Source organism: Citrobacter sp. Cpo069 (assembly GCF_030332785.1).
Classification (GTDB): domain Bacteria; phylum Pseudomonadota; class Gammaproteobacteria; order Enterobacterales; family Enterobacteriaceae; genus Citrobacter; species Citrobacter portucalensis.
The window spans coordinates 1-20,022 of record NZ_JAOWHD010000061.1 but is presented as its reverse complement, the minus strand read 5'-3'; the positions used below and the strand labels follow the sequence as shown (position 1 = coordinate 20,022).

Genomic DNA, 20,022 nt, shown 5'->3' with positions numbered 1-20,022 from the left:
GTCGGATAAGCGTAGCGACATCCGACACAATCAGGCCTGACGCGCGGCCTTCGCCATCATCTTCTTCAGCGCATGGGAGACAGCAACAAAGCCAAAGGTGGCTGTCACCATGGTGGCCGCGCCAAACCCGGACGCGCAATCCATACGCTTCGGCCCTTCCGCCGTCGCTTTCATCGCACATACCGAGCCATCCGCCTGCGGGTAAACCAGCGCTTCGGTCGAGAACACACAGTCCACGCCCAGCTTGCCTTTGCTGTTTTTCACCACGCCAAAATCGCTTTTCAGCCGCTCACGTAGCTTGGCCGCCAGCGGATCCTGGATGGTTTTTGCCAAATCAACGACCTGAATCTGGGTAGGATCGATCTGTCCGCCCGCACCACCGGTGGTCACCAGCGGAATTTTATTACGTCGACAGTACGCGATCAGTGCCGCTTTTGGGCGCACGCTATCAATCGCATCGATGACGTACGAAAATCCCGCATTCATATATTCAGCAACGTTATCTGGCGTAACAAAATCATCGACCACGTTCACCCGGCAATCCGGGTTAATCTGTCGGATACGCTCCGCCATCACTTCAGCTTTTGCCAGACCGACGTTATCACGCAGCGCATGGATCTGGCGGTTTGTATTGGTGACGCACACATCATCCATATCAATGAGTGTGATAGCGCCAATACCGGTTCGCGCCAGCGCTTCCGCCGCCCATGACCCTACTCCGCCAATCCCAACCACGCAAACGTGCGATTGGGCAAACAGCTGCAACGCATTTTCGCCATACAGACGTGCCGTACCGCCAAAACGTTGGCGCCAGGCATCGCTAATAACCACAGACATAGAACCTCAAATTCATTAATACCGAGCAGTCTGACTGCCTGATGTCGGCTACGCCTTATCAGGCCTACTCAATAATGTAGGCTTGATAAGCGAAGCGCCATCCGGCAATTAACCGCTGAACACGTTACCCGCACCCGGCGCCGTTTTTAGTACCCATACGCGACCGTAGTGATTATACCACCCGGCACGGTGTCCGGCGTCAGCGCCAATACCCTGATAGATATCGAAGTGTTGCCCTTTAATAGCCCCACCCACATCTAACGCCACCATCAGGCGCAGTTCGTACTGGCCAGTAAACTTGCCGTTATTGTCCAGTAACGGGACTTCCGCCAGTAACGTTGTGCCCGCAGGAATGATACTACGGTCAGAAGCTACGGACGCGCGGCCAATCAGCGGCACCGCGCTGGCCCCTTTTACCGGAGCAAAAGATTGCGGTTTAAAGAAGACAAACGATGGGTTCTGCTCCAGCAGCTCACGCACTTCGGCTTCGCTGTGCGTTTCACCCCAGTGGCGAATAGCCTGCATCGACATATCTTCTTTTTTCACTTCGCCACGGTCGATAAGCACTTTACCGATACTGCGATAGGCGTGGCCGTTTTTCCCGGCATAGCTAAAGAAGTTGAGCGGGCTGCCATCGCCAAAATCGATGTAACCACTGCCCTGAACATCCATAATGAAGTTATCCATCAGGGAGTTGCTGTATGCCAGAATATAATTGTCGCTTAGCGCGCCCGCGTAGATCTCGGCACGAGAGGGTAAGCGCCCACGTTTTGGTGGCATGCGATAGATAGGATACTGAAACTCGCCCTGGCGCGTATGGCGCGCCTGGATAACCGGTGTGTAGTAACCGGTAAACTGGACGTTACCGTAGTTGTCCGCCCCTTCCATTTGCCAGGCATCAATACCAAACTGGCGCATACTGCGCGTATCACCGCCCGCACGTAACCATTGCTGGATAGCGTTGTAGACGTCGCTCTGGTTGCCGTACAAACGTGGCGAAGCGCTGCGAATTTGATTAACCTGCTCGGCGAAATCACCGGCATTGATTGGCGCGCCAACCGCATCAGGCTGGTTCACCAGTGAGAAAGGCTGGGTAAATTTCCCGTCTTTATACTGCTGCCCACGATCGGTAGGTTTTGAGGAACACGCGGCGAGCATCGCGACTACAGCTCCCGCCAGAAGATATTTTGCCCAACGTCCTTTCATTGTTCTCGTCTTATGTTGCCTGAATGCGAGACGAAGATAACAAACCCCCGAACCTAATGAAATGCGTATACATACCCGAACGCAAATTTTGAGCAAAAAATAATCCAGAATGCGTTGTTTTTGTTCATTTTCACCCTAAAAACGTGATCAAGGTGAAAAAAGGGTTGCATGAAAATGCGAGCAGAGTATAGTGCGCATCCACGGACGCGGGGTGGAGCAGCCTGGTAGCTCGTCGGGCTCATAACCCGAAGGTCGTCAGTTCAAATCTGGCCCCCGCAACCAATTAAAATTTGATATAAGATTTTTGCAAAGTAGTTCGGATCACAGCAAGGCGGCGACGCAGTGAATCCTTAGGAGCTTACTCCAGTAAGTGACTGAGGTGAACGAGGAAAGCCAACGCTGATGTGGTTTGAAATACGAAGCAAAAAGACGGACGCGGGGTGGAGCAGCCTGGTAGCTCGTCGGGCTCATAACCCGAAGGTCGTCGGTTCAAATCCGGCCCCCGCAACCAATCAAATTTGATAAAATATAAGCAGTACGGTGACGCGGGGTGGAGCAGCCTGGTAGCTCGTCGGGCTCATAACCCGAAGGTCGTCGGTTCAAATCCGGCCCCCGCAACCAACACATTAAACACCTTAACGGGTGTTTTTTTGTTTCTGCCGCCCATAAAAAAGCGCTTTTCAGCGCTTTTTTGTTATCCCCTTCTCGCCAGCGTCGCCCCATCGGCGAAGTAGGCTTTAATCCCTGCCAGAATAGACTCTGCAACTTCCTGCTGGAAGGTCGCCGTTTTGAGTTTGCGCTCTTCCTCAACGTTACTGATAAATGCCGTTTCGACCAGAATAGACGGGATATCCGGCGCTTTTAGTACCGCAAACCCGGCCTGTTCAACCTGGTTCTTGTGCAGATTGTTGATTTTGCCAAGCTTACTCAATACCGCTTTACCAAACTTCAGGCTGTCGGCGATGGTCAGCGACTGCACCATGTCGAACATGGTGTGGTCGACGTAGCGGTCACCGCTCTTACTGACACCACCAATGAGATCCGAGGCGTTCTGGGTCTGCGCCAGATATTTCGCGGCGGTACTGGTCGCACCTTTGGTCGAGAGCGCAAACACCGACGAACCGCTGGGTTGTCGACTGGTAAAGGCATCGGCGTGAATAGAGACAAACAGGTCAGCACGCTGCTTCTGCGCTTTCGCCACGCGGACTTTAAGCGGAATGAAGATATCTTCATTTCGTGTCATAAAGACCTTCATGTTGCCCTCTTTCTCTATGAGGGCTCGCAGGCGGCGGGCAATCTGCAGCACCACATCCTTTTCACGCGTCTTGTATTTCCCCACCGCACCGGAGTCTTCTCCGCCGTGGCCTGGATCCAGCATAATGACAATGGGACGATCGCGCCCCGCTTTACCCGGCTGCGGGCCACTTTGTGCAGGTGGCACCTGTTTATCCAGATCGCCCTTGTTGTAATCTTCCAGCAATGCCAGCAGCGGATCCTGAACGTCCTGGGCATTCGCGGGATAGAGATCCATTACCAGACGTTCTTTAAAGCCTGCCACCGGAGCCAGCGCAAAAAGTTGCGGCTTCACATTCTGTTTCAGCTCGAACACCATCCGCACGGTCTTAGGATCAAACTGGCCAACGCGCGCCGACTTAATATACGGATCGTCAGGACGAATCTGCGTCCCAATGCCCTTGAGCACCGAGTTCAAATTAACATCTTCAATATCCACAACCACACGCTCAGGATTACTCAGGGCAAACTGTTTGTATTTCAGCAGACGGTTAGATTCTACCGTAACGCGAGTGTAGCTGGACGCAGGCCAGATACGTACGGCAACGACCTGACTCACGGCCGCCAGACCCACCTGGCTGACGCTCAAAAGCCACATAGCACCCGCACCTTTCAATAAACGGCGGCGACTGATTGCTGAATTGGATCCCGACATGCTTCTCCCGAGCAAAGAAATCTTTTTTAGAGGTAATACGTAAAACGTCCGAATTGACCGGAAACTTTAGCGAATGACGCATAATCTGTCATCTATAAAAGGGTAAACATTCTTTTTATATTCACGGCATTACTGAGAAAAATCTTCGGCATGGGTAAAAATTACGCTTGCGCACAGCGCAAAAACAGAATAAAAATACACAAATTACGAATAATCATGCAATGAGGGTGTGCCGTGGTGAAGGAGCGTAGAACCGAACTGGTACAGGGATTCCGCCATTCTGTTCCCTATATCAATACCCATCGGGGAAAAACGTTTGTCATTATGCTGGGCGGCGAAGCCATCGAGCATGAAAACTTTTCCAGTATCGTCAATGACATTGGTCTTCTTCATAGCCTCGGCATCCGCCTGGTCGTGGTCTATGGCGCACGACCGCAGATTGATGCCAACCTTGCGGCGCATCATCATGAGCCGGTGTACCACAAAAATACGCGCGTTACCGACGCTAAAACGCTGGAGCTGGTCAAGCAGGCTGCGGGATTACTTCAGCTTGATATTACCGCCCGCCTGTCGATGAGCCTGAATAATACGCCATTGCAGGGTGCTCACATCAATGTGGTTAGCGGTAATTTTATTATCTCTCAGCCGCTGGGCGTTGATGACGGCGTAGATTACTGCCATAGCGGGCGTATTCGTCGTATTGATGAAGATGCCATTCACCGCCAGTTAGACAGCGGCGCAATTGTGCTGATGGGCCCGGTCGCCGTTTCCGTCACCGGTGAGAGCTTTAACCTGACGTCAGAAGAGGTCGCCACGCAGTTGGCTATCAAACTGAAGGCCGAGAAAATGATCGGCTTTTGCTCCTCTCAGGGTGTCACCAACGATGACGGCGATATTATTTCCGAGCTGTTTCCTAACGAAGCTCAGGCTCGCGTTGAGTTGCAGGAAGAGAAAGGCGATTACAGCTCCGGCACGGTGCGCTTCCTGCGTGGGGCAGTGAAGGCCTGTCGCAGTGGCGTACGCCGTTGCCATCTGATCAGCTATCAGGAAGATGGTGCATTGCTGCAGGAACTGTTCTCCCGCGACGGGATCGGTACGCAGATCGTAATGGAAAGCGCCGAGCAGATCCGTCGCGCTACCATTAACGATATCGGCGGGATTCTGGAGCTTATCCGCCCGCTGGAGCAGCAAGGTATTCTGGTGCGCCGCTCGCGCGAGCAGTTGGAAATGGAGATCGACAAATTCACGATTATTCAGCGTGATAACCTGACCATCGCCTGTGCCGCTCTGTACCCTTTCCCGGAAGAGAGAATTGGCGAAATGGCGTGTGTAGCAGTGCATCCGGACTACCGTAGCTCGTCACGCGGGGAAGTGTTGCTGGAACGAATCGCCGCGCAGGCCCGGCAAATGGGGTTGAGCAAGCTGTTTGTGTTAACCACACGCAGCATCCACTGGTTCCAGGAGCGCGGCTTCACGCCGGTGGATATCGACCTGCTGCCGGAAAGCAAGAAAGAGATGTACAACTATCAGCGGCGGTCAAAAGTGCTGATGGCGGATTTGGCATAGGAGTGGTTGCCGGATGCGGCATAACTGCCTTATCCGGCCTACATCGCTGGCACATCTTTTTAGGCCGGATGGCGCTGACGCTTATCCGGCCTACATCTACATCATGCCGTCATTAAATAATGCTGACAGTCCGCTGCGGCGTTCAGTGCGGGTGGCAATGGCGCGGCTCAATATCCGCTCATCGGCATACAGCGACAGGCGGCGGCGCGCGCGGGTAACGGCGGTATAGACCAGCTCGCGGGTAACCACGGGTGAATGCTGGCTGGGTAAAATCAACGCCGCGTGGTCAAACTCAGATCCCTGCGATTTGTGCACCGTCATCGCCCAGGTGGTTTCATGTTCAGGCAAGCGGCTGGGCTGCACCGATTTGATAGAACCATCCGGCAGCGCAAACCACACCCTCAGGCCCTGTCCACGGTCGAGTGCAATGCCGATATCACCGTTAAATAATCCCAGCGAACTGTCATTGCGCGCGATCATCACCGGCCTTCCCTCATACCAGCGGCTATGGGTCAAACGATGAATTTTACGTTTTTGCGCCATCACCTGCTCAATGCGTTCATTCAAACCACTAACGCCAAACGGACCTTCCCGCAGGGCGCATAGCAGTTGATACTCATTGAAGGCCTGAATGACAGCCCCCGGCTCCGCACCCTCGTGCAACAAATCCAGGTAGTGCCCATATCCCGACAGCGCCTCATCCAGCATCGCGGCATAATCCTCGCTGCTTTGTAGCGTGCTTTTTTCGATGTCGCTAAATCCCTGCTGGAACACCGTTTTTATCGCAGTTTTGTCGCCGCGATTAATCGCCGCGGCCAACTGACCGATTCCGGAATCGCTGCCGAAACGGTAGCTCTTTTGCAGCAGGCACAGACTGTCGCGCAACGCTGCTGCCTGAATTCCCGAACCGGCAGGAATAGCGCTCCCGGTCAGGCGACTGAGCTGGCGGGCGCGTTCCGGGGTAAACCCGTCACCGACGAAAGCACAGATATCCCCCAGCACGGCCCCCGCTTCGACGGAAGCGAGCTGGTCGCGATCGCCCAGAAAAATCACCCGTCCGTGCGGCGGCAGCGCATCGATAAGGCGCGACATCATCGGTAAATCAATCATCGAGGCTTCATCCACCACCAGCACATCCAAATGCAGCGGGTTTCCCGCATGATGACGCAGGCGCTGACTGCCAGGCTGAGCGCCTAATAATCGATGCAGCGTACTGGCGTCATCGGGGATGCGTTTCTTTTGCTCATCGGTTAGCGGTAGCTCTCGTAGCGCCGCTCCCAGTGAGGCGGTCAGGCGCGCAGCCGCTTTTCCCGTTGGCGCCGCCAGTCGAATACGACAGCGCTCACCGTCCGCCATTTGAATCAACGCCGCCAGCAGCCTTGCGACCGTTGTCGTTTTTCCCGTCCCCGGTCCGCCTGAGATCACCGATATCCGGCGGGTGAGCGCAACAGCAGCGGCTACTTTTTGCCAGTTAACCCCCTCCGATGGCGGAAACAGCGCCGCCAGCGTGTGGGTCAGCCGTTGTTCATCCACTTCAATGGCGTGGTTCACTTCACTGAAAAAGCGAGCCACCGTACGTTCGTTGTGCCACATCCGGTTCAGATACAAGCGATCGCCGTACAGCACCAGCGGCGTGGGTTGCTCGCCACGGCTTACCGCACTGGAAGCCAGCAGACATTCCGCCCAGTCTTCTGGCTCGCCCGTTTCAGCGAGCCAGGCGCTTAACAGAGGATGCGCGTCCTCGCTCAGAGATAACCGTGAAAGCGGTAAGCAGACGTGCCCTTCTCCCGCTTCACGACTGAGCAACGCCGCAGCCAGCGCAACGGCAGGGTTGTCACTTCCGGCAACCGCCAGCGCGAACTGAGCATCCAGAGGCCGGAGCTGTTTTTGCTCAACAGCCTCCAGAAATCGTTTCTGGATTGTCATAGCATCGTCTCCTGCACCGCACCGGCAAACATCTCGTCCATCAACGCAATCAACTCTCCGTCAGGTCGGGTCGCGTAAATTCCCTGCTGCGGATTTTCACTGTCAACGCCGCGCAGGAAGAGATAGATAACGCCGCCAAAATGGCGTTCATAATCGTAATCAGCAATGCGATGGCGTAAGTAGCGATGCAGCGCGAGGGTATAAAGTTGGTATTGAAGGTCGTAGCGATGCGCCTGCATGGCAGAGGCCATTGCCTGCTGCGTATAGGCGGAGCTGTCTTCACCCAGCCAGTTCGATTTGTAATCGAGCAGGTAATAACGCCCCTGGTGGCGAAATACCAGGTCAATAAAGCCTTTCAGCATGCCGCGAACCTGCATAAAGTCCAACGCAGGGCACCCCGCCGAGAGCGGATCGTATTGGCGAATTAACGCATCAAGCTGGTTGGCCATCAACGGCTGCGAAATCGGCAGATAAAACTCCATCTCCACCTGTTTTTCACGCGCGGATAGCTGGTTCAAACTCACACCCGTCTCGTTGAGAGGCGCCTGCAAAATGGCGTCCAGCCATTCGGTCAAAATCGGCGTCCAGTGTGCGTCATAACCGCCCAACGCCAGTTGCTCCTCGACCCAATGCGGATCCACCGGTTGCGTAAAATCGAGGTCTTCAAACAGGCTATGCAAGAACGTACCCGGCGAAGCGCCGCGCGGGAACTGATGCGGTGTAAGTCCTGACTCTTCAATAACCTCGCCGACGCCTGTGGCATCGATATCCAGTCGTGGGATCAGATCCTGCGCGATACCCTGTCCACGCTGTTGCAGACCGGAATAACTGGTCACGCGCCAGCTATCGCCGGGCTTACGCTGCAGTATTTTAGCACTCAGTTCGCTGCTAACGGCCTGCGCAACCTGCCAGGGTTCACCGTCAGGCTGCGCGGGAGTCTGGCAAGCAATATCGTTGCTACAAAGCGCTTCAATCGCGCTACGCAGACCCACAGCATCCATCGGCTCACCTTTTTGCAACAGGCGACCAAGTGCACTCTGATGCACATCGGTATCCCCTTTTTTATCGCCCCGACGTCGTACCAACGGCGCAACGCCAAGGCTGCAATGCCATACCGAACGGGTTAGCGCGACATACAGCAAACGCAGATCTTCCGCCAGACGCTCTGCTTCGGCTAGCTCAACGCTCTCCTCAGCATCGCTGAGATCCAGCACGGCTTCAAAAGAGCTACGATCGTGGTAGAAAGCCTGATCCTGAACGCGGAAATTGGTGATAAACGGCAGCCAGACCAGCGGATACTCCAGCCCTTTCGATTTATGGATGGTGACGATTTTGACCAGATGCTTGTCGCTTTCCAGCCTGAGCTGCTGGCTGGACGCGTTGCTGTCGGGTTCAAGAATATGCTGGGACAACCAGCGCACCAGCGCATGCTCGCTTTCCAGCTGCGAGCCCGCTTCCTGCAACAGTTCGCTGATATGTAAAATGTCGGTCAGTCGACGTTCGCCTCCCGCCGTCGCCAGCAGGTTCTCTGCAATCTGTCGAGCCGTCATCAGCGCACGTAGCATCGGCATCACGCCGCGTTTATGCCAGATCTGACGATAGCCGTCGAATTCTTCGACCACCGCATCCCAGGCATTCTCGTCGGTATTTAACGCTTCAATATCCTGCGCATTCAGCCCCATCATTGAGGTCGCCAGCGCGCTACGCAACGTGTTCTCACGTTCCGGCGTCATCACCGCCTGCAGCACCCATAGCAACTCCTGCGCTTCCAGTGTTTCAAATACACTGTCACGGTTGGAGAGGTAGACAGAGGGAATGGCCAGTTGCGTCAGCGCATCACGGACCAGCGCCGCTTCCTGGCGGCTACGCACCAGTACGCTGATATCTGACGCGCGTACCGGGCTGGATGCTTTGCCACTGACCAGTTGCGCTGCGCCAGAATGCCCGGCTTTAAGCCAGTCGCGAATTTGTGTGGCGCACACCTGGGCCATGTAGCTCTGATAATCGCCTACGCCGCAACTTTCTCCTTCCATCAGCCACATACTCATAGCTGGCTGCGTTTCGCCGTGCAAAACAAACCGTAACGCCTGGTTTTTTTCTGCGGATTTTACCGGGCTGAAAGGGATTTCGCGGAACATAAAGGCGTCGTCCATCTGGCTGAAAAGCGTATTCACGCTATTGACCATGCCGGGGGCCGAACGCCAGTTGGTATCAAGCGTATAGTGTGCGCTGACTTCGCTGCGCGCCTTCATATAGGTGAAGATATCCGCGCCGCGAAACGCGTAAATTGCCTGTTTCGGATCACCAATTAGCAGCAGTGCGGTATCCGGCTGATGCTGCCAGATCCGACGAAAAATACGGTACTGCTGCGGATCGGTATCCTGGAATTCATCGATCATGGCGACCGGAAAACGAGTACGAATAGCCGTCGCCAGCGCATCGCCGCTTTCACTGCGCAACGCCGCATCCAGACGGCTGAGCATATCGTCAAAACCCAGCTCGCCGCGGCGACGTTTTTCCTCGGCAACTGCCGAGCGGATCTCCGCCAGCGCCCGGGTGATCACCAGATCGCGGAGAGTTAACGGTTCGCTAAGCAGTTCATCAATAGCGACAAACAGCGGGTGCTGAGGGGTTATCCCGCCCGCTTTGGTTCGCTCTTCCAGAAAACGCTGTGAGAATTTCTCCAGCGCGTCAGGAAGCTGGTAACTTTGTGTTTCTTCCTGCGCCCACGCGCTGATCTTTTCGATCCACTTGCCCTGATTACCGCGATTAAATTTACGCCGGTCAATTCCGGAGGCTTCCATCAGGCCATCCAGCTCATCAACAGAATCACGCCATTGCTGCTTGATCTGGTTAATGCGCGCGAGAATTTGTTCATGCCGGGAGGCCAGCGTTTCGTCATCAGACGGTGGCGCCTTGATAACCGGCGCTTCCCCCTGCAGATAGCGATCGATATCTCTCAGCAGCGCTTGCGGTCCTTTCCACGTTTCAAAAACCACCTGCGCAATGTCGCGGGGCAGCGGGTAGCAGTGCCGACGCCAGAAGTCCGCGCAGGCCTGATAGCGCAGCAGCGATTCATCTTCTATCAGTTGCTGTTCGAACAGCATGCCTGACTCAAAGGCATTGAGACTGAGCATACGCTGACAAAAGCCGTGGATGGTAAACACCGCCGCTTCATCCATCTGTCTTTCAGCCAATAGCAGCCACTGCGCGGCCTGTTTTTTATCGGCAATTTCATCTAACAAACGGACATATAGCGGGTTGTCGGTGGTTTCACGCAGGCAGGCAATTCGCAGTTCATGAATATTGCTACGAATTCGACCACGCAACTCTTCGGTAGCCGCCTCGGTGAAGGTGACCACCAGTAGTTCTTCGACGGTCAGAGGACGAGGAAAGGCGGCAGAGCCGCCCAGTCCAAGCAGTAAACGTAAATACAGGGCGGCGATGGTAAAGGTTTTACCGGTGCCCGCAGAGGCTTCAATCAGGCGCTCGCCCGTCAGGGGCAAGCGCAGTGGATCAAGGGACTCAGCGGCATCATTCATTCTTATCACTCATCAGGGGTAAGGTTTGCTGCAACGCGCTGACGGTCTGCCACACTTTCCAGCCTTCCGGGTGCACATATTCTGCTTTCCCATTCTGACTGCCGGAAACCTGTGACAATATCGCCATGCCTTGCGGCTCAACCACCGCCTGATGGAAGAAGTCGGCAAGTTTTTGCGGCGTCAGCAGTTTAATCTGAGCCACTATTTTATCACGTGAATCGAAGCGCATATTGCCGCGATCAAAATCTTTGCTTAACTGTGAGGCTTCTGCCCCCAGCGTTTGCGGCGCCTGCAGCATTTGCGCAATAATCGCCTGCTGAATTTGCGCGAACTCTTCAGGTTTCATCGCCCGCAGCTTCGCTTCCGCCGTCGGGAAGAACGCTTTATAACGCTCCCAGAGGTAAGACGGCTGCTTATCACTGCTTTGCAGCAGGAACCCCATTCCCCACTGACGGCCAACGCTCATCGGGAAAGCAAATACGGCGTAGCCTAACTGTTCTTCAGTACGCAGCTGATTGTAGAACCACGGCTGAACAATCTGACCTAACATAGCGCTGTAGGCTGAACTGGCGTATTCATCGTATCCGGTTGGCACAAATACCGCGGCCAGCGCTGAATCCGTGCTGCTGCCTGCTTTTTCGAAGATGACGGACTGCTTCTTGTCCACAACCACATCTTTGTTGCGACACCACTGTGACCCGTTCGCACCAAGCTGTTTTTGGATATCCCGCGCCATGCTCGTCGTCTGAGCTTCGCTCATATTGCCAATGACCAGGAATTCAGGTCGCGCACCGGTTTTTAAGGCGTCGCGGTAGGTCATCACCTCTTTCAGGGTGATGGAAGGCAGCAGCTTACGGCGCTCGTCGCGGGAGAAGTATGGCACCTGAGAAAGCATCTGCACCGGCATAATAGCCTGATCGTAAGCTTTACCCTTTTCTGCGGAATCCATCATCTGGGCATACCAGGATTTCGCCTGTTCCAGCTGTTCGTCCGTTGAGGTATAGCTGAAATAGCCACTCAGCAGCGCCTGAAAAAGCTGCGGCAAACGTTGGGTGTAGCCGTTGGCGTTAAGCATCAACCCATTGTTAGCGTTGGTAGAGAAACCAATTCCACCTACCGATGCCTGGTTACTTAACTGATCGAGCGCAATCCCTGCCAGGTAATCGTTAAGTGCGAATAAGACCTGGTTGCGGGCGCTGTCCATGGCTTTCGGGTTACGCAGGATCACGCTGACGTCAGCCTTCGGCTCGCTGGCAAAATACTGGCTCGGGGCATACACCACACGTAAATCCGGCTCATCAACGATCAGCTCTGGGTGAGCGTATTTTTTATCCGTCTTAATCAGCGTGAAATCATCCGGAATGTAGGGGTTCAGCTCTGGCAAAGACAGCGCAATTCCCTGCGCTTTTTGCTGCCAGTCAGCAAAGGTTGTGTCGCTGATCTTGTCCACCTGATAAGGCGCATCGACAAAATAAGCGGTTTTATTATGCGGTTCTTTCGCGCTGATATACCAGATACGCGCATTCTGCGGCGTCATCATTGCCAGACGTTGCTCAACGGCTTGCGCATCATATTGGTCGGCAATATTCACCGCATCCAACGTATGCTCGACGGGAACGCGGATCATGGTATCAGCCAGCCATTCCACGTAGTCCATATCACGAGTGATTGAAGGATAACGGAAATCGAGATCCAGCACGTGCGCCAGTTCGTTAAAGTAGCGTTTATCGACGCCTTTCTCACGTAACAGATTGAGATAGCTAAAGATGGCCGCAACAACTTCATCGCGGTTCGCCAACCCTTTGTCGGTTAACGTCGCGGAAATGGCTAACACGCCGCTGTTCCCGTTGACCACCGGATCGGAGTCTGCGCGAATACCTTCAACCAGGCCCTGCTTTTGCAGCCAGTCAGACAACGTGCCCGGGCTACGATTGCCAATCAGGTAGGTCACCAGTTCATCGGTTTTACTGCGGAACTGCGCGCTGTTGTTATCGATACGAAACTCGACGCGCAATACTTTACGCGGCATTGCCGGAACATAGTGGATGATGATGCCCTTTTGCGCATCAGTGACGACCGGGACGGTAATCTCAGGCTTTGCGATATTCCTGTTCGGTACGCGCCCAAAGGTGTCAGCCGCTATCCGCGCCAGCTCTGGCAGCGGTTTATTGCTATAAATCACCGCCTTCATCAGGTTCGCAGAGTAGTACTTTTCATGAAATTTTTGTAATGCTTGCAGCACCGGGTTGCCCGGTTTATCGCTTAATGTCTCAAGATTCCCGCCAGAGAAACGCGAACCTGGGTGCGCCGGGTTGATCGTCTCAGCGCTCACCTGCGCCATACGCATCCCGTCTCGGGTACGCGCCAGTGTCAGCTCGGAGTTAACCGCGTTACGCTCGCGGTCGGCATATTTTTTATCCAGCAATGGATCGGCAATAGCATCCGCCAGGCGATCCACCGCCCCCACCAGCGCGTCGTTTTCGACTTCAAGATAAAAAGCGGTCCGGTAAGGCGCTGTGCTGGCGTTGTGGCTGCCGCCATGCATTTTCAGGAACTCAGCCAGGCTGTCAGGCTGCGGGTATTTTTTCGAGCCCATCAGACACATGTGTTCGAGATAGTGCGCCAGCCCCTGATGATCGTCCGGATCTTCCAGCGAGCCCACGGGGACTACCAGTGCAGAAAGGGATTTCACGGCCTGAGGATCGGATACCAGCAGCACAACCATGCCGTTATCAAGGCGCACGGCCTGATACTGACGGGTGTCTTTATCGCTTTTACGGATGGTTTCAGCTAAAGGCTGCCAACCGGTATCTGCCTGACTTACGGGAACCCAAAGGGCGACGAACAACAGTAATGCGCTGAACCAGGTGCTGCGGGGCATTCACAAACCTCATCATTAACGAATTCACCTGTTCACTACAAACCACGCATAAATACGTGATCTGAACAGGGCAAGACTATGTGCTGAACGAGCCAGCATCTTCTCTTTGTAAGAATCAGTCCGTGACAGAATGCGCATCATAGTGGAAGCCATCGAATTGCGCAATTTTTATACAATCATCATGACTGATTAAAGCGAAAAATCGGTAACAGGTAGCGCTGAGACTGTAAAACAATAGCCTCCTGCGTATCAGCATCCAGTTGACGCCAAAGACGCTGATACCAGATATCATCACCTTCGCCACGTACCATCATGTTGCCTTCATAGGCTTGCAGAAACTTACTGCGCGCTTTTTGCAACGTTGCATCGTCATCTAACATGGCATCATTTGCGGCGTCATAACAGGTTTTTATCCATGCACCACCGCTTTCGGGCAATACCAGCAACGGTGACGACATGCCTTCCCGATACCCCTCAATGAGTTGCGACAGGTACAGCAACGCCTGTTCTGCATCCAGCGGCGGAAAACGCCATTCTCCGTCTTTACGCAGGAACAATCGGCTCTCTCCCCTACCGCCACTGGCACAATAGACAAGATGTTCCAGCCAAAGTTGCACACCCTGCGCAATGCTTATCAAAGATGGGCGCCAGCGCAACAAACCATCCTCTTGCACCTGCGGCAGCCAACCGGTGATTTGCACGCCGTGACAGTTAAGATCGATTTCCATGCTCTGACAGGGCTGACGACAGGCGATAATGCGTTCAGCCAGCGACTGCATTTCCTGACGCTGCGTATCCCACAGAATTTCGCCAAACGGCCCATAGGGTAGCGCGCCCGCCGCACGAAAACGGCGGAACAGTCGTTCAGCATCGTTCTCTTCAACCAGCGTATTAAGCAATTGCTGATTAAGCTGGTAGCGGGTCAACCCTTCAAGAGTGAAAGGTTCCGTATCCGGGATCTCACTCTCTTCAGAGCGGAAGTTGACCCTTAAACGCATCTGGAAAAAGGCGCGTACCGGATGTGCCCAAAATCGCTGCAGCGTTTCCAGCGTTAGCGTTTCTGGCATTTCAAAGGGCAGAGGCTGCACAAAATCCGTGTGCGCTTTTCCTGACAGACTCGCCGCAGGCAGCCATTCCCGGGCATAGCTTTGCTGTTCGCCCGGCAAATAGTTTTGTGCATCAAAGGGCATACGGGTATGCAAACGGGTTATATGCGCTTTTACCCTTGCCTCGCTTTGATCACAGGTCAACGATTCATCGCCCGGCAGATAATGGCTTTGTCCAATGTAGTCCATCAGTTCTTGCACCAGCACCGACGGGAAGCGCTCGCTGTTATCCTGAATAGAGCGGCCAATGTAGCTGATGTAGAGCGTCTGCTGTGCCGAGATTAATGCTTCGAGGAACAGATAGCGGTCATCATCGCGACGACTGCGGTCACCCCGCATCGGTTTTTGGCTCATTAAATCAAAGCCCAGCGGCGCAAGCTGACGCGGATAAACCCCATCGTTCATACCCAGCAGGCACACCACTTTGAACGGAATGGAGCGCATCGGCATCAGCGTACAAATGTTAACGGGCCCCGCCAGGAAGCGCTGGCTGATGCGTTCCTGGTCAAGGCGCTGGGCTAGCTCATCACGCAACAGAGAGAGCGGTATAGCATCGCCGTACTCGGCCCCTAAACCTTCGGTAATAATGGCCTGCCACTGCTGTTCAATCAGCGTCATTGCCGCTTCGGTGTCCGCGTCCGGTAGGAAGAAATCATTAAGCATTTCCCGACAAACGGGTAGCCACTCTTCCAGCGGTCGTTCCTGTGCTAACCCTCTACGCCAGAGATTAAGCTGCATCAGCAACGAGGCCAGATGCCCTACCAGCTCGGCAATCAGGCCGCTGGACTCATCGTAAGGCAATACCGATTGCCACTCGCCCTGCGAGCTTTCCATCGCGTAGCCGAGCAGCATACGCGTTAAACCAAATTGCCAGGTATGCTGACCTGTAGGTGGAAGTTCCAGTTCACGCACGTTATCGTCGTCAATTCCCCAACGAATCCCGGATTCATTGACCCATAAACGAAGATAGCGCAACCCTTCTTCATCAATGTTGAAACGCGCCGCCAGCACGGGAACATCCAGTAACGCCAGGACATCCTCTGAGACAAAACGGCTATCCGGCAGCGACAGCAGGCTGATAAAGGCCTGTAAGACGGGATGAGACTGGCGTGCCCGACGGTCAGATATCGCATAAGGTAAGTAACGCTCGGCTGGCGCGCTACCAAAGACCGACTGAATGAATGGGCTGTAGCTGTCGATGTCCGCCACCATCACGATAATATCGCGCGGTGTCAGCGTTGGGTCCGCTTCCAGCATGGCCAAAAGCCGGTCATGAAGAATTTCCACCTCGCGCTGTGGGCTATGGCAGACATGGAAAGTCACGCTGGTGTCGTTCAGCTCAAGCCGGCGTTTATTGTCGCTACGGGAGTATTCTTCCAGCGTAACGCCCGCCACGGCATGACTTTCGAGTTCCAGAATATCTGATTGAATATTATGCAAAAGGTTGTCAGGCGTAATATCGACAAACGCATCCAGTTCCTGACTGTTTTCCAGCTCCGAAAGCAAATAAATGTAATCACGCCCCAGCTTGCCCCACGAGGCCAGCATCGGGTTGCCCACATCCTGTTCGCCATCGCTGTTAAATAATCCTTCGGCTTTCTGGTTATCACGAAACAGCGGCAGATGCCGTTCTTCAAAGCTGTGCCGACGCTGACGAGCCATCAGCTTCGCCAGCCAGGCAGGATCTTTAATGTCGCCCCAATAGTAGCGACAAGGGTTGGTAAACAGCAGATGAATATCAATGTGCTTACCCAACGCCTGCAAGGCCTGCAGGTAAACCGGCGGTAGCGCCGAAATTCCGCAAATAAAGACGCGAGAAGGCAGCCCCTGCGGACATTCAGACGCATTTTCCAGGGTCTGAATAAATCGTTGGTATAAATTGGCACGATGCCAGCGCGGCAGACCCAATTCCGCGGTGTATTCCACCAGCGCTTTCCACAACGGTGCCTGCCAGGCCTGAGACTCGCCGAGTCCCTCAACCAGACGCCCCGCTTCCCACTGGGTCAACCAGTCAGGGCGGTAGACTAAATACTGGTCGAAAAGGTCAGCCGCGCGCGAGGAAAGCTGAAAAAGCTTACGTTTATCAGTGTCATCCGTCAGATAGTGGCGTAGCAATGCGAAGTCATCGCTATCCAGCAATTGTGGCAACAGCGTCATCAACTTCCAGCTCATGCTCTGTTTGCTGAACGCACTCTCTTTCGGGATATCCGGCAGCACGCGCACAAACATATCCCAGATAAAACTCGCGGGCAGCGGAAAGTCGATATTGGCGGCAATACTAAACTTCTGTGCAAGAGTCATTTGTAGCCACTGCGCCATACCGGTACTTTGAACCAGGATCATCTCAGGTTCAAAGGGGTCGTCCAGCCGCTCGCGCTCAACGATAAATTCCATTAACGCTTCCAGAACATCCAGACGGTTGGAGTGGTAGACCCTTAACATAGCGACTCCTGACTACTGACGATTCGGGCAATGCAGACGCGTCATCTGACCCTGCCTGCCGAGGGGTGAAGAAATTATAACGTTGATGCTGACACATCCCGCTCTCGTTGTCTGCATTCGGTTAACCTGCCAGTTCACAGGCGATGAAAACGGGTACAGCTGGGTTTGCTGCCAGGCGTGGCGCCAGAGTTGCTGATATTGGTTTCTGATGATAAAGCTGTTCATTAGTACCCGCTGGTATCCTGACAACGCGGTCACAATCATGATCATCAGTACCATTGCCAGCATCACTTCCGGCAGACTAAAGCCACGCTGTCTGTTCAGGGGATCTGGCATAACGTCTGCTCCTTTAGCGGACAAAAATCGCTCCAGCCACGCGCCGAAAATTCTATGTTGCCATCAATAACCGCCCCCTGACGCCATAACGATATCCCTTCATAGTGGGCAATAAGCAGAACAAAATTATTGGTAAGCCGACGCAGACAAACCGCGGCATCCTGCGTGGGATCGCGCCGACACTGTACGGGGGGTTGTAAGCGCCAGGGCTGCGTACGCCCCCATTCCATCGCGGATTGCACTACCGCCTGACGCTGCAGCGCCTGACTTTGTGTGGCCACACGCGCAGCAAAACTGGCCTCCTGTCTGCTAACGCCTTGCAGCAGCAGACTACCGAGCACCAGCAGCAACAGGACCATTGCCAGAGAAGATACGCCTCGCTCACGGTTCACAGGTTGAATCCCGTAACGCTGTAGACCGCTTCAACAACTTTTTGTGGTTGGTCATTGCTCACTCCACGCAAACGCAGCGTAAGAAGCGGGGAATATCCGCTGAAATTCAGCCTTTCAACCTGGAATGCCTCAATCTGCATCGTGGCCGGATCGGTCATTTTGTCCCATCCTTTGCCAGTGCAGCCGGTGGCTCCACGCACGGTTTCCAACACCTTGTCCTGTAAACGAAACCCAATAGAATCAGCCTCTTTCACGGGACCGCTTTCCCAAACGCCATTGCTGTTGGCATCCCATCGGGCAATGACACAGTCTCCCTTAGCCGATATCACCAGCCCCTCTCCGACACAGTTTCCCCGGCAATACCCCGCCCGCTGAAGATGCTTCGCCACGGTGTAGCCCCGCTGCCATATTTCATCTTCCAGTATTAACTGGCGCGTGTTACGCAGAATCTCTCGCTGTAGCGCCGGTAAAAATCGTGCTGAGCTAAGCAATAAAATACTGCTAATCGCCATGGCAATGAGCATCTCCAGCAGTGAAAATCCCCGTTCGTTTACTGACATAATCTGGCCTCATCGCGCTCGCAAAGCCTGATTCGCCCCCAGCCAGACACCACCACGCGCCATTCCCCAGTCGCATTTTTCAGGCGTATATGTCCGGCCCATGCCGTATTGCGCAGTCCAAAAAAGGCCAGTGAAGGTGTTATCTCTGCCATTTCGACGTCGTCCCAGAGCGGTGTAAAAACCAAAGACGAAGCGGGTCGACACGTGGTTTGCGAAGCCGCAGAGCTGACAAAACACCATGATGTGCCATCCCGAATCACGCTTATCACGTGATCGCGGTTACGCCAGTTAGCATCTTCACGCAGTTGCAGCAGGTAGTCCCGCACCTGGCAGGCGGTCTGCCACAGCCGCTGTTGCTGCTGCCAGCGCTGCCAACCATACAGCCCAGATGCACCAAGCGCCGCGACAATCAGCATCGCAATCAGGGTTTCGAGAAGCGTGTAACCTTGTTGTTTTTTCATATCGCCAGTATGGCGTGAGGAAAATGAATAACGAGCGGGAAATTCGGTTTCTACGGCGAGCTATGGGGAATATTTAGCGCGTTACAGGCCGTTGCAATATTTCAGGAATCCACGCCGAAGAACGCGATTTGTGACAAAATAAATATCCTCCGGCATAGCCGGAGGTTTTTCTGATGCGCCTATAAGGCTCTGTTACCAGCCGCGCCCTAACAGGCGCATACGATCTGACATTTGCATCAGACTTCGTTACTTACGGCCCGTAAACGGGCTACCCGGATAAGGGATCGATAACTGCTCGCCCATTTTATCCTCTGCAAGCTGGTGCTTTATGTATTCCTGTATCCTTGCTGTGTTCTTACCCACCGTATCTACGTAATACCCACGACACCAGAACTCCCTGTTCCTGTATTTAAACTTCATATCACCAAACTGCTCATACAACATCAGACTGCTTTTACCTTTCAGATAACCCATAAAACCGGATACGCTCATTTTGGGCGGGATTTCCACAAGCATATGGATATGATCTGCACAGCATTCCGCTTCCAGGATCCGCACGTTTTTCCACTCACACAGCTTTCTTAAGATGCTGCCTATCGCCCTACGTTTCTCCCCGTAGAATGCTTGTCTTCGGTATTTGGGCGCAAAAACTATGTGATATTTACAGTTCCATCGGGTGTGCGCTAAGCTCTTTTCGTCCCCCATTGGGACCCCCTTTTGATTTCTTGTTTAACCCTTGCAGTTGCCAGACCGCAAGGTGTTTTAACAAATCAAAAGGGGTTTTAATAACTGGCCCAAAGCTGAAAGCTTTCCGGAACC

At 54.0% G+C, this 20,022-nt stretch carries 13 protein-coding genes and 3 tRNA genes; 4 read left to right on the top strand and 12 right to left on the bottom strand.

All coding sequences use genetic code 11. The features are described 5' to 3' along the window. Nucleotides 1-30: 30 nt before the first annotated feature. Both tcdA and mltA read right to left on the bottom strand, forming a co-directional pair. The gene (tcdA, locus tag OGY08_RS20465) at nucleotides 31-837 is read right to left on the bottom strand and encodes a tRNA cyclic N6-threonylcarbamoyladenosine(37) synthase TcdA (RefSeq protein ID WP_057067297.1); all 807 of its coding nucleotides are present in this window, start codon (nucleotides 835-837) and stop codon (nucleotides 31-33) included. A 108-nt stretch (nucleotides 838-945) separates the two neighbouring features. After that, nucleotides 946-2,043 (bottom strand): murein transglycosylase A, encoded by a 1,098-nt coding sequence (mltA, locus tag OGY08_RS20460; RefSeq protein ID WP_008785702.1) that lies wholly within the window; start codon nucleotides 2,041-2,043, stop codon nucleotides 946-948. A gap of 205 nt (nucleotides 2,044-2,248) precedes the next feature. Between mltA and OGY08_RS20455 the strand changes: the two genes are divergently transcribed. The 3 genes from OGY08_RS20455 to OGY08_RS20445 all read left to right on the top strand — a co-directional run bounded on the left by OGY08_RS20455 (nucleotide 2,249) and on the right by OGY08_RS20445 (nucleotide 2,664). Continuing rightward, nucleotides 2,249-2,325, top strand: a tRNA-Met gene (locus OGY08_RS20455). A gap of 152 nt (nucleotides 2,326-2,477) precedes the next feature. Further along, nucleotides 2,478-2,554, top strand: a tRNA-Met gene (locus tag OGY08_RS20450). Nucleotides 2,555-2,587: 33 nt separating this feature from the next. Then, nucleotides 2,588-2,664, top strand: a tRNA-Met gene (locus OGY08_RS20445). A gap of 73 nt (nucleotides 2,665-2,737) precedes the next feature. Here OGY08_RS20445 and amiC read toward each other — a convergent pair. Then, a complete protein-coding gene (gene amiC, locus OGY08_RS20440) occupies nucleotides 2,738-3,991 on the bottom strand; it encodes an N-acetylmuramoyl-L-alanine amidase AmiC (protein ID WP_048215635.1) in 1,254 nt (417 codons plus the stop codon). Nucleotides 3,992-4,225: 234 nt separating this feature from the next. Between amiC and argA the strand changes: the two genes are divergently transcribed. After that, a complete protein-coding gene (gene argA, locus OGY08_RS20435; protein ID WP_003034012.1) occupies nucleotides 4,226-5,557 on the top strand; it encodes an amino-acid N-acetyltransferase in 1,332 nt (443 codons plus the stop codon). A 96-nt stretch (nucleotides 5,558-5,653) separates the two neighbouring features. Here the strand turns inward: argA and recD are convergent, their stop codons facing one another. The 9 genes from recD to tnpA all read right to left on the bottom strand — a co-directional run bounded on the left by recD (nucleotide 5,654) and on the right by tnpA (nucleotide 19,908). Beyond that, complete coding sequence (gene recD / locus OGY08_RS20430; protein WP_241176772.1) at nucleotides 5,654-7,483, bottom strand: exodeoxyribonuclease V subunit alpha; 1,830 nt, start codon at nucleotides 7,481-7,483, stop codon at nucleotides 5,654-5,656. Further along, complete coding sequence (gene recB, locus OGY08_RS20425; protein ID WP_125363217.1) at nucleotides 7,480-11,025, bottom strand: exodeoxyribonuclease V subunit beta; 3,546 nt, start codon at nucleotides 11,023-11,025, stop codon at nucleotides 7,480-7,482. The genes recD and recB overlap by 4 nt, the downstream gene beginning before the upstream one ends. Further along, nucleotides 11,018-13,906: a pitrilysin gene (gene ptrA, locus OGY08_RS20420; RefSeq protein ID WP_241176771.1), complete on the bottom strand. Its 2,889-nt coding sequence runs from the start codon at nucleotides 13,904-13,906 to the stop codon at nucleotides 11,018-11,020. The genes recB and ptrA overlap by 8 nt, the downstream gene beginning before the upstream one ends. 179 nt (nucleotides 13,907-14,085) lie before the next feature. Continuing rightward, nucleotides 14,086-17,454, bottom strand: coding sequence for an exodeoxyribonuclease V subunit gamma (gene recC / locus OGY08_RS20415; protein ID WP_125363219.1), 3,369 nt, complete (start codon nucleotides 17,452-17,454; stop codon nucleotides 14,086-14,088). Nucleotides 17,455-17,466: 12 nt separating this feature from the next. Continuing rightward, the gene (locus tag OGY08_RS20410) at nucleotides 17,467-17,790 is read right to left on the bottom strand and encodes a prepilin-type N-terminal cleavage/methylation domain-containing protein (RefSeq protein ID WP_008785708.1); all 324 of its coding nucleotides are present in this window, start codon (nucleotides 17,788-17,790) and stop codon (nucleotides 17,467-17,469) included. After that, entirely contained in the window at nucleotides 17,775-18,182 is a 408-nt protein-coding gene (locus OGY08_RS20405) for a DUF2509 family protein (protein WP_125363220.1), read from the bottom strand. Before OGY08_RS20405 ends, OGY08_RS20410 begins: the two co-directional genes overlap by 16 nt. After that, nucleotides 18,179-18,742 (bottom strand): prepilin peptidase-dependent protein, encoded by a 564-nt coding sequence (locus OGY08_RS20400; RefSeq protein WP_125363221.1) that lies wholly within the window; start codon nucleotides 18,740-18,742, stop codon nucleotides 18,179-18,181. The genes OGY08_RS20405 and OGY08_RS20400 overlap by 4 nt, the downstream gene beginning before the upstream one ends. Beyond that, nucleotides 18,733-19,203 (bottom strand): prepilin peptidase-dependent protein, encoded by a 471-nt coding sequence (locus tag OGY08_RS20395; protein ID WP_128611732.1) that lies wholly within the window; start codon nucleotides 19,201-19,203, stop codon nucleotides 18,733-18,735. The genes OGY08_RS20400 and OGY08_RS20395 overlap by 10 nt, the downstream gene beginning before the upstream one ends. A 246-nt stretch (nucleotides 19,204-19,449) precedes the next feature. Then, nucleotides 19,450-19,908 carry an IS200/IS605 family transposase gene (gene tnpA / locus OGY08_RS20390; RefSeq protein WP_057069660.1) on the bottom strand — a complete coding sequence of 153 codons (459 nt, stop codon included), beginning with the start codon at nucleotides 19,906-19,908 and terminating at the stop codon, nucleotides 19,450-19,452. Nucleotides 19,909-20,022 lie beyond the last annotated feature (114 nt).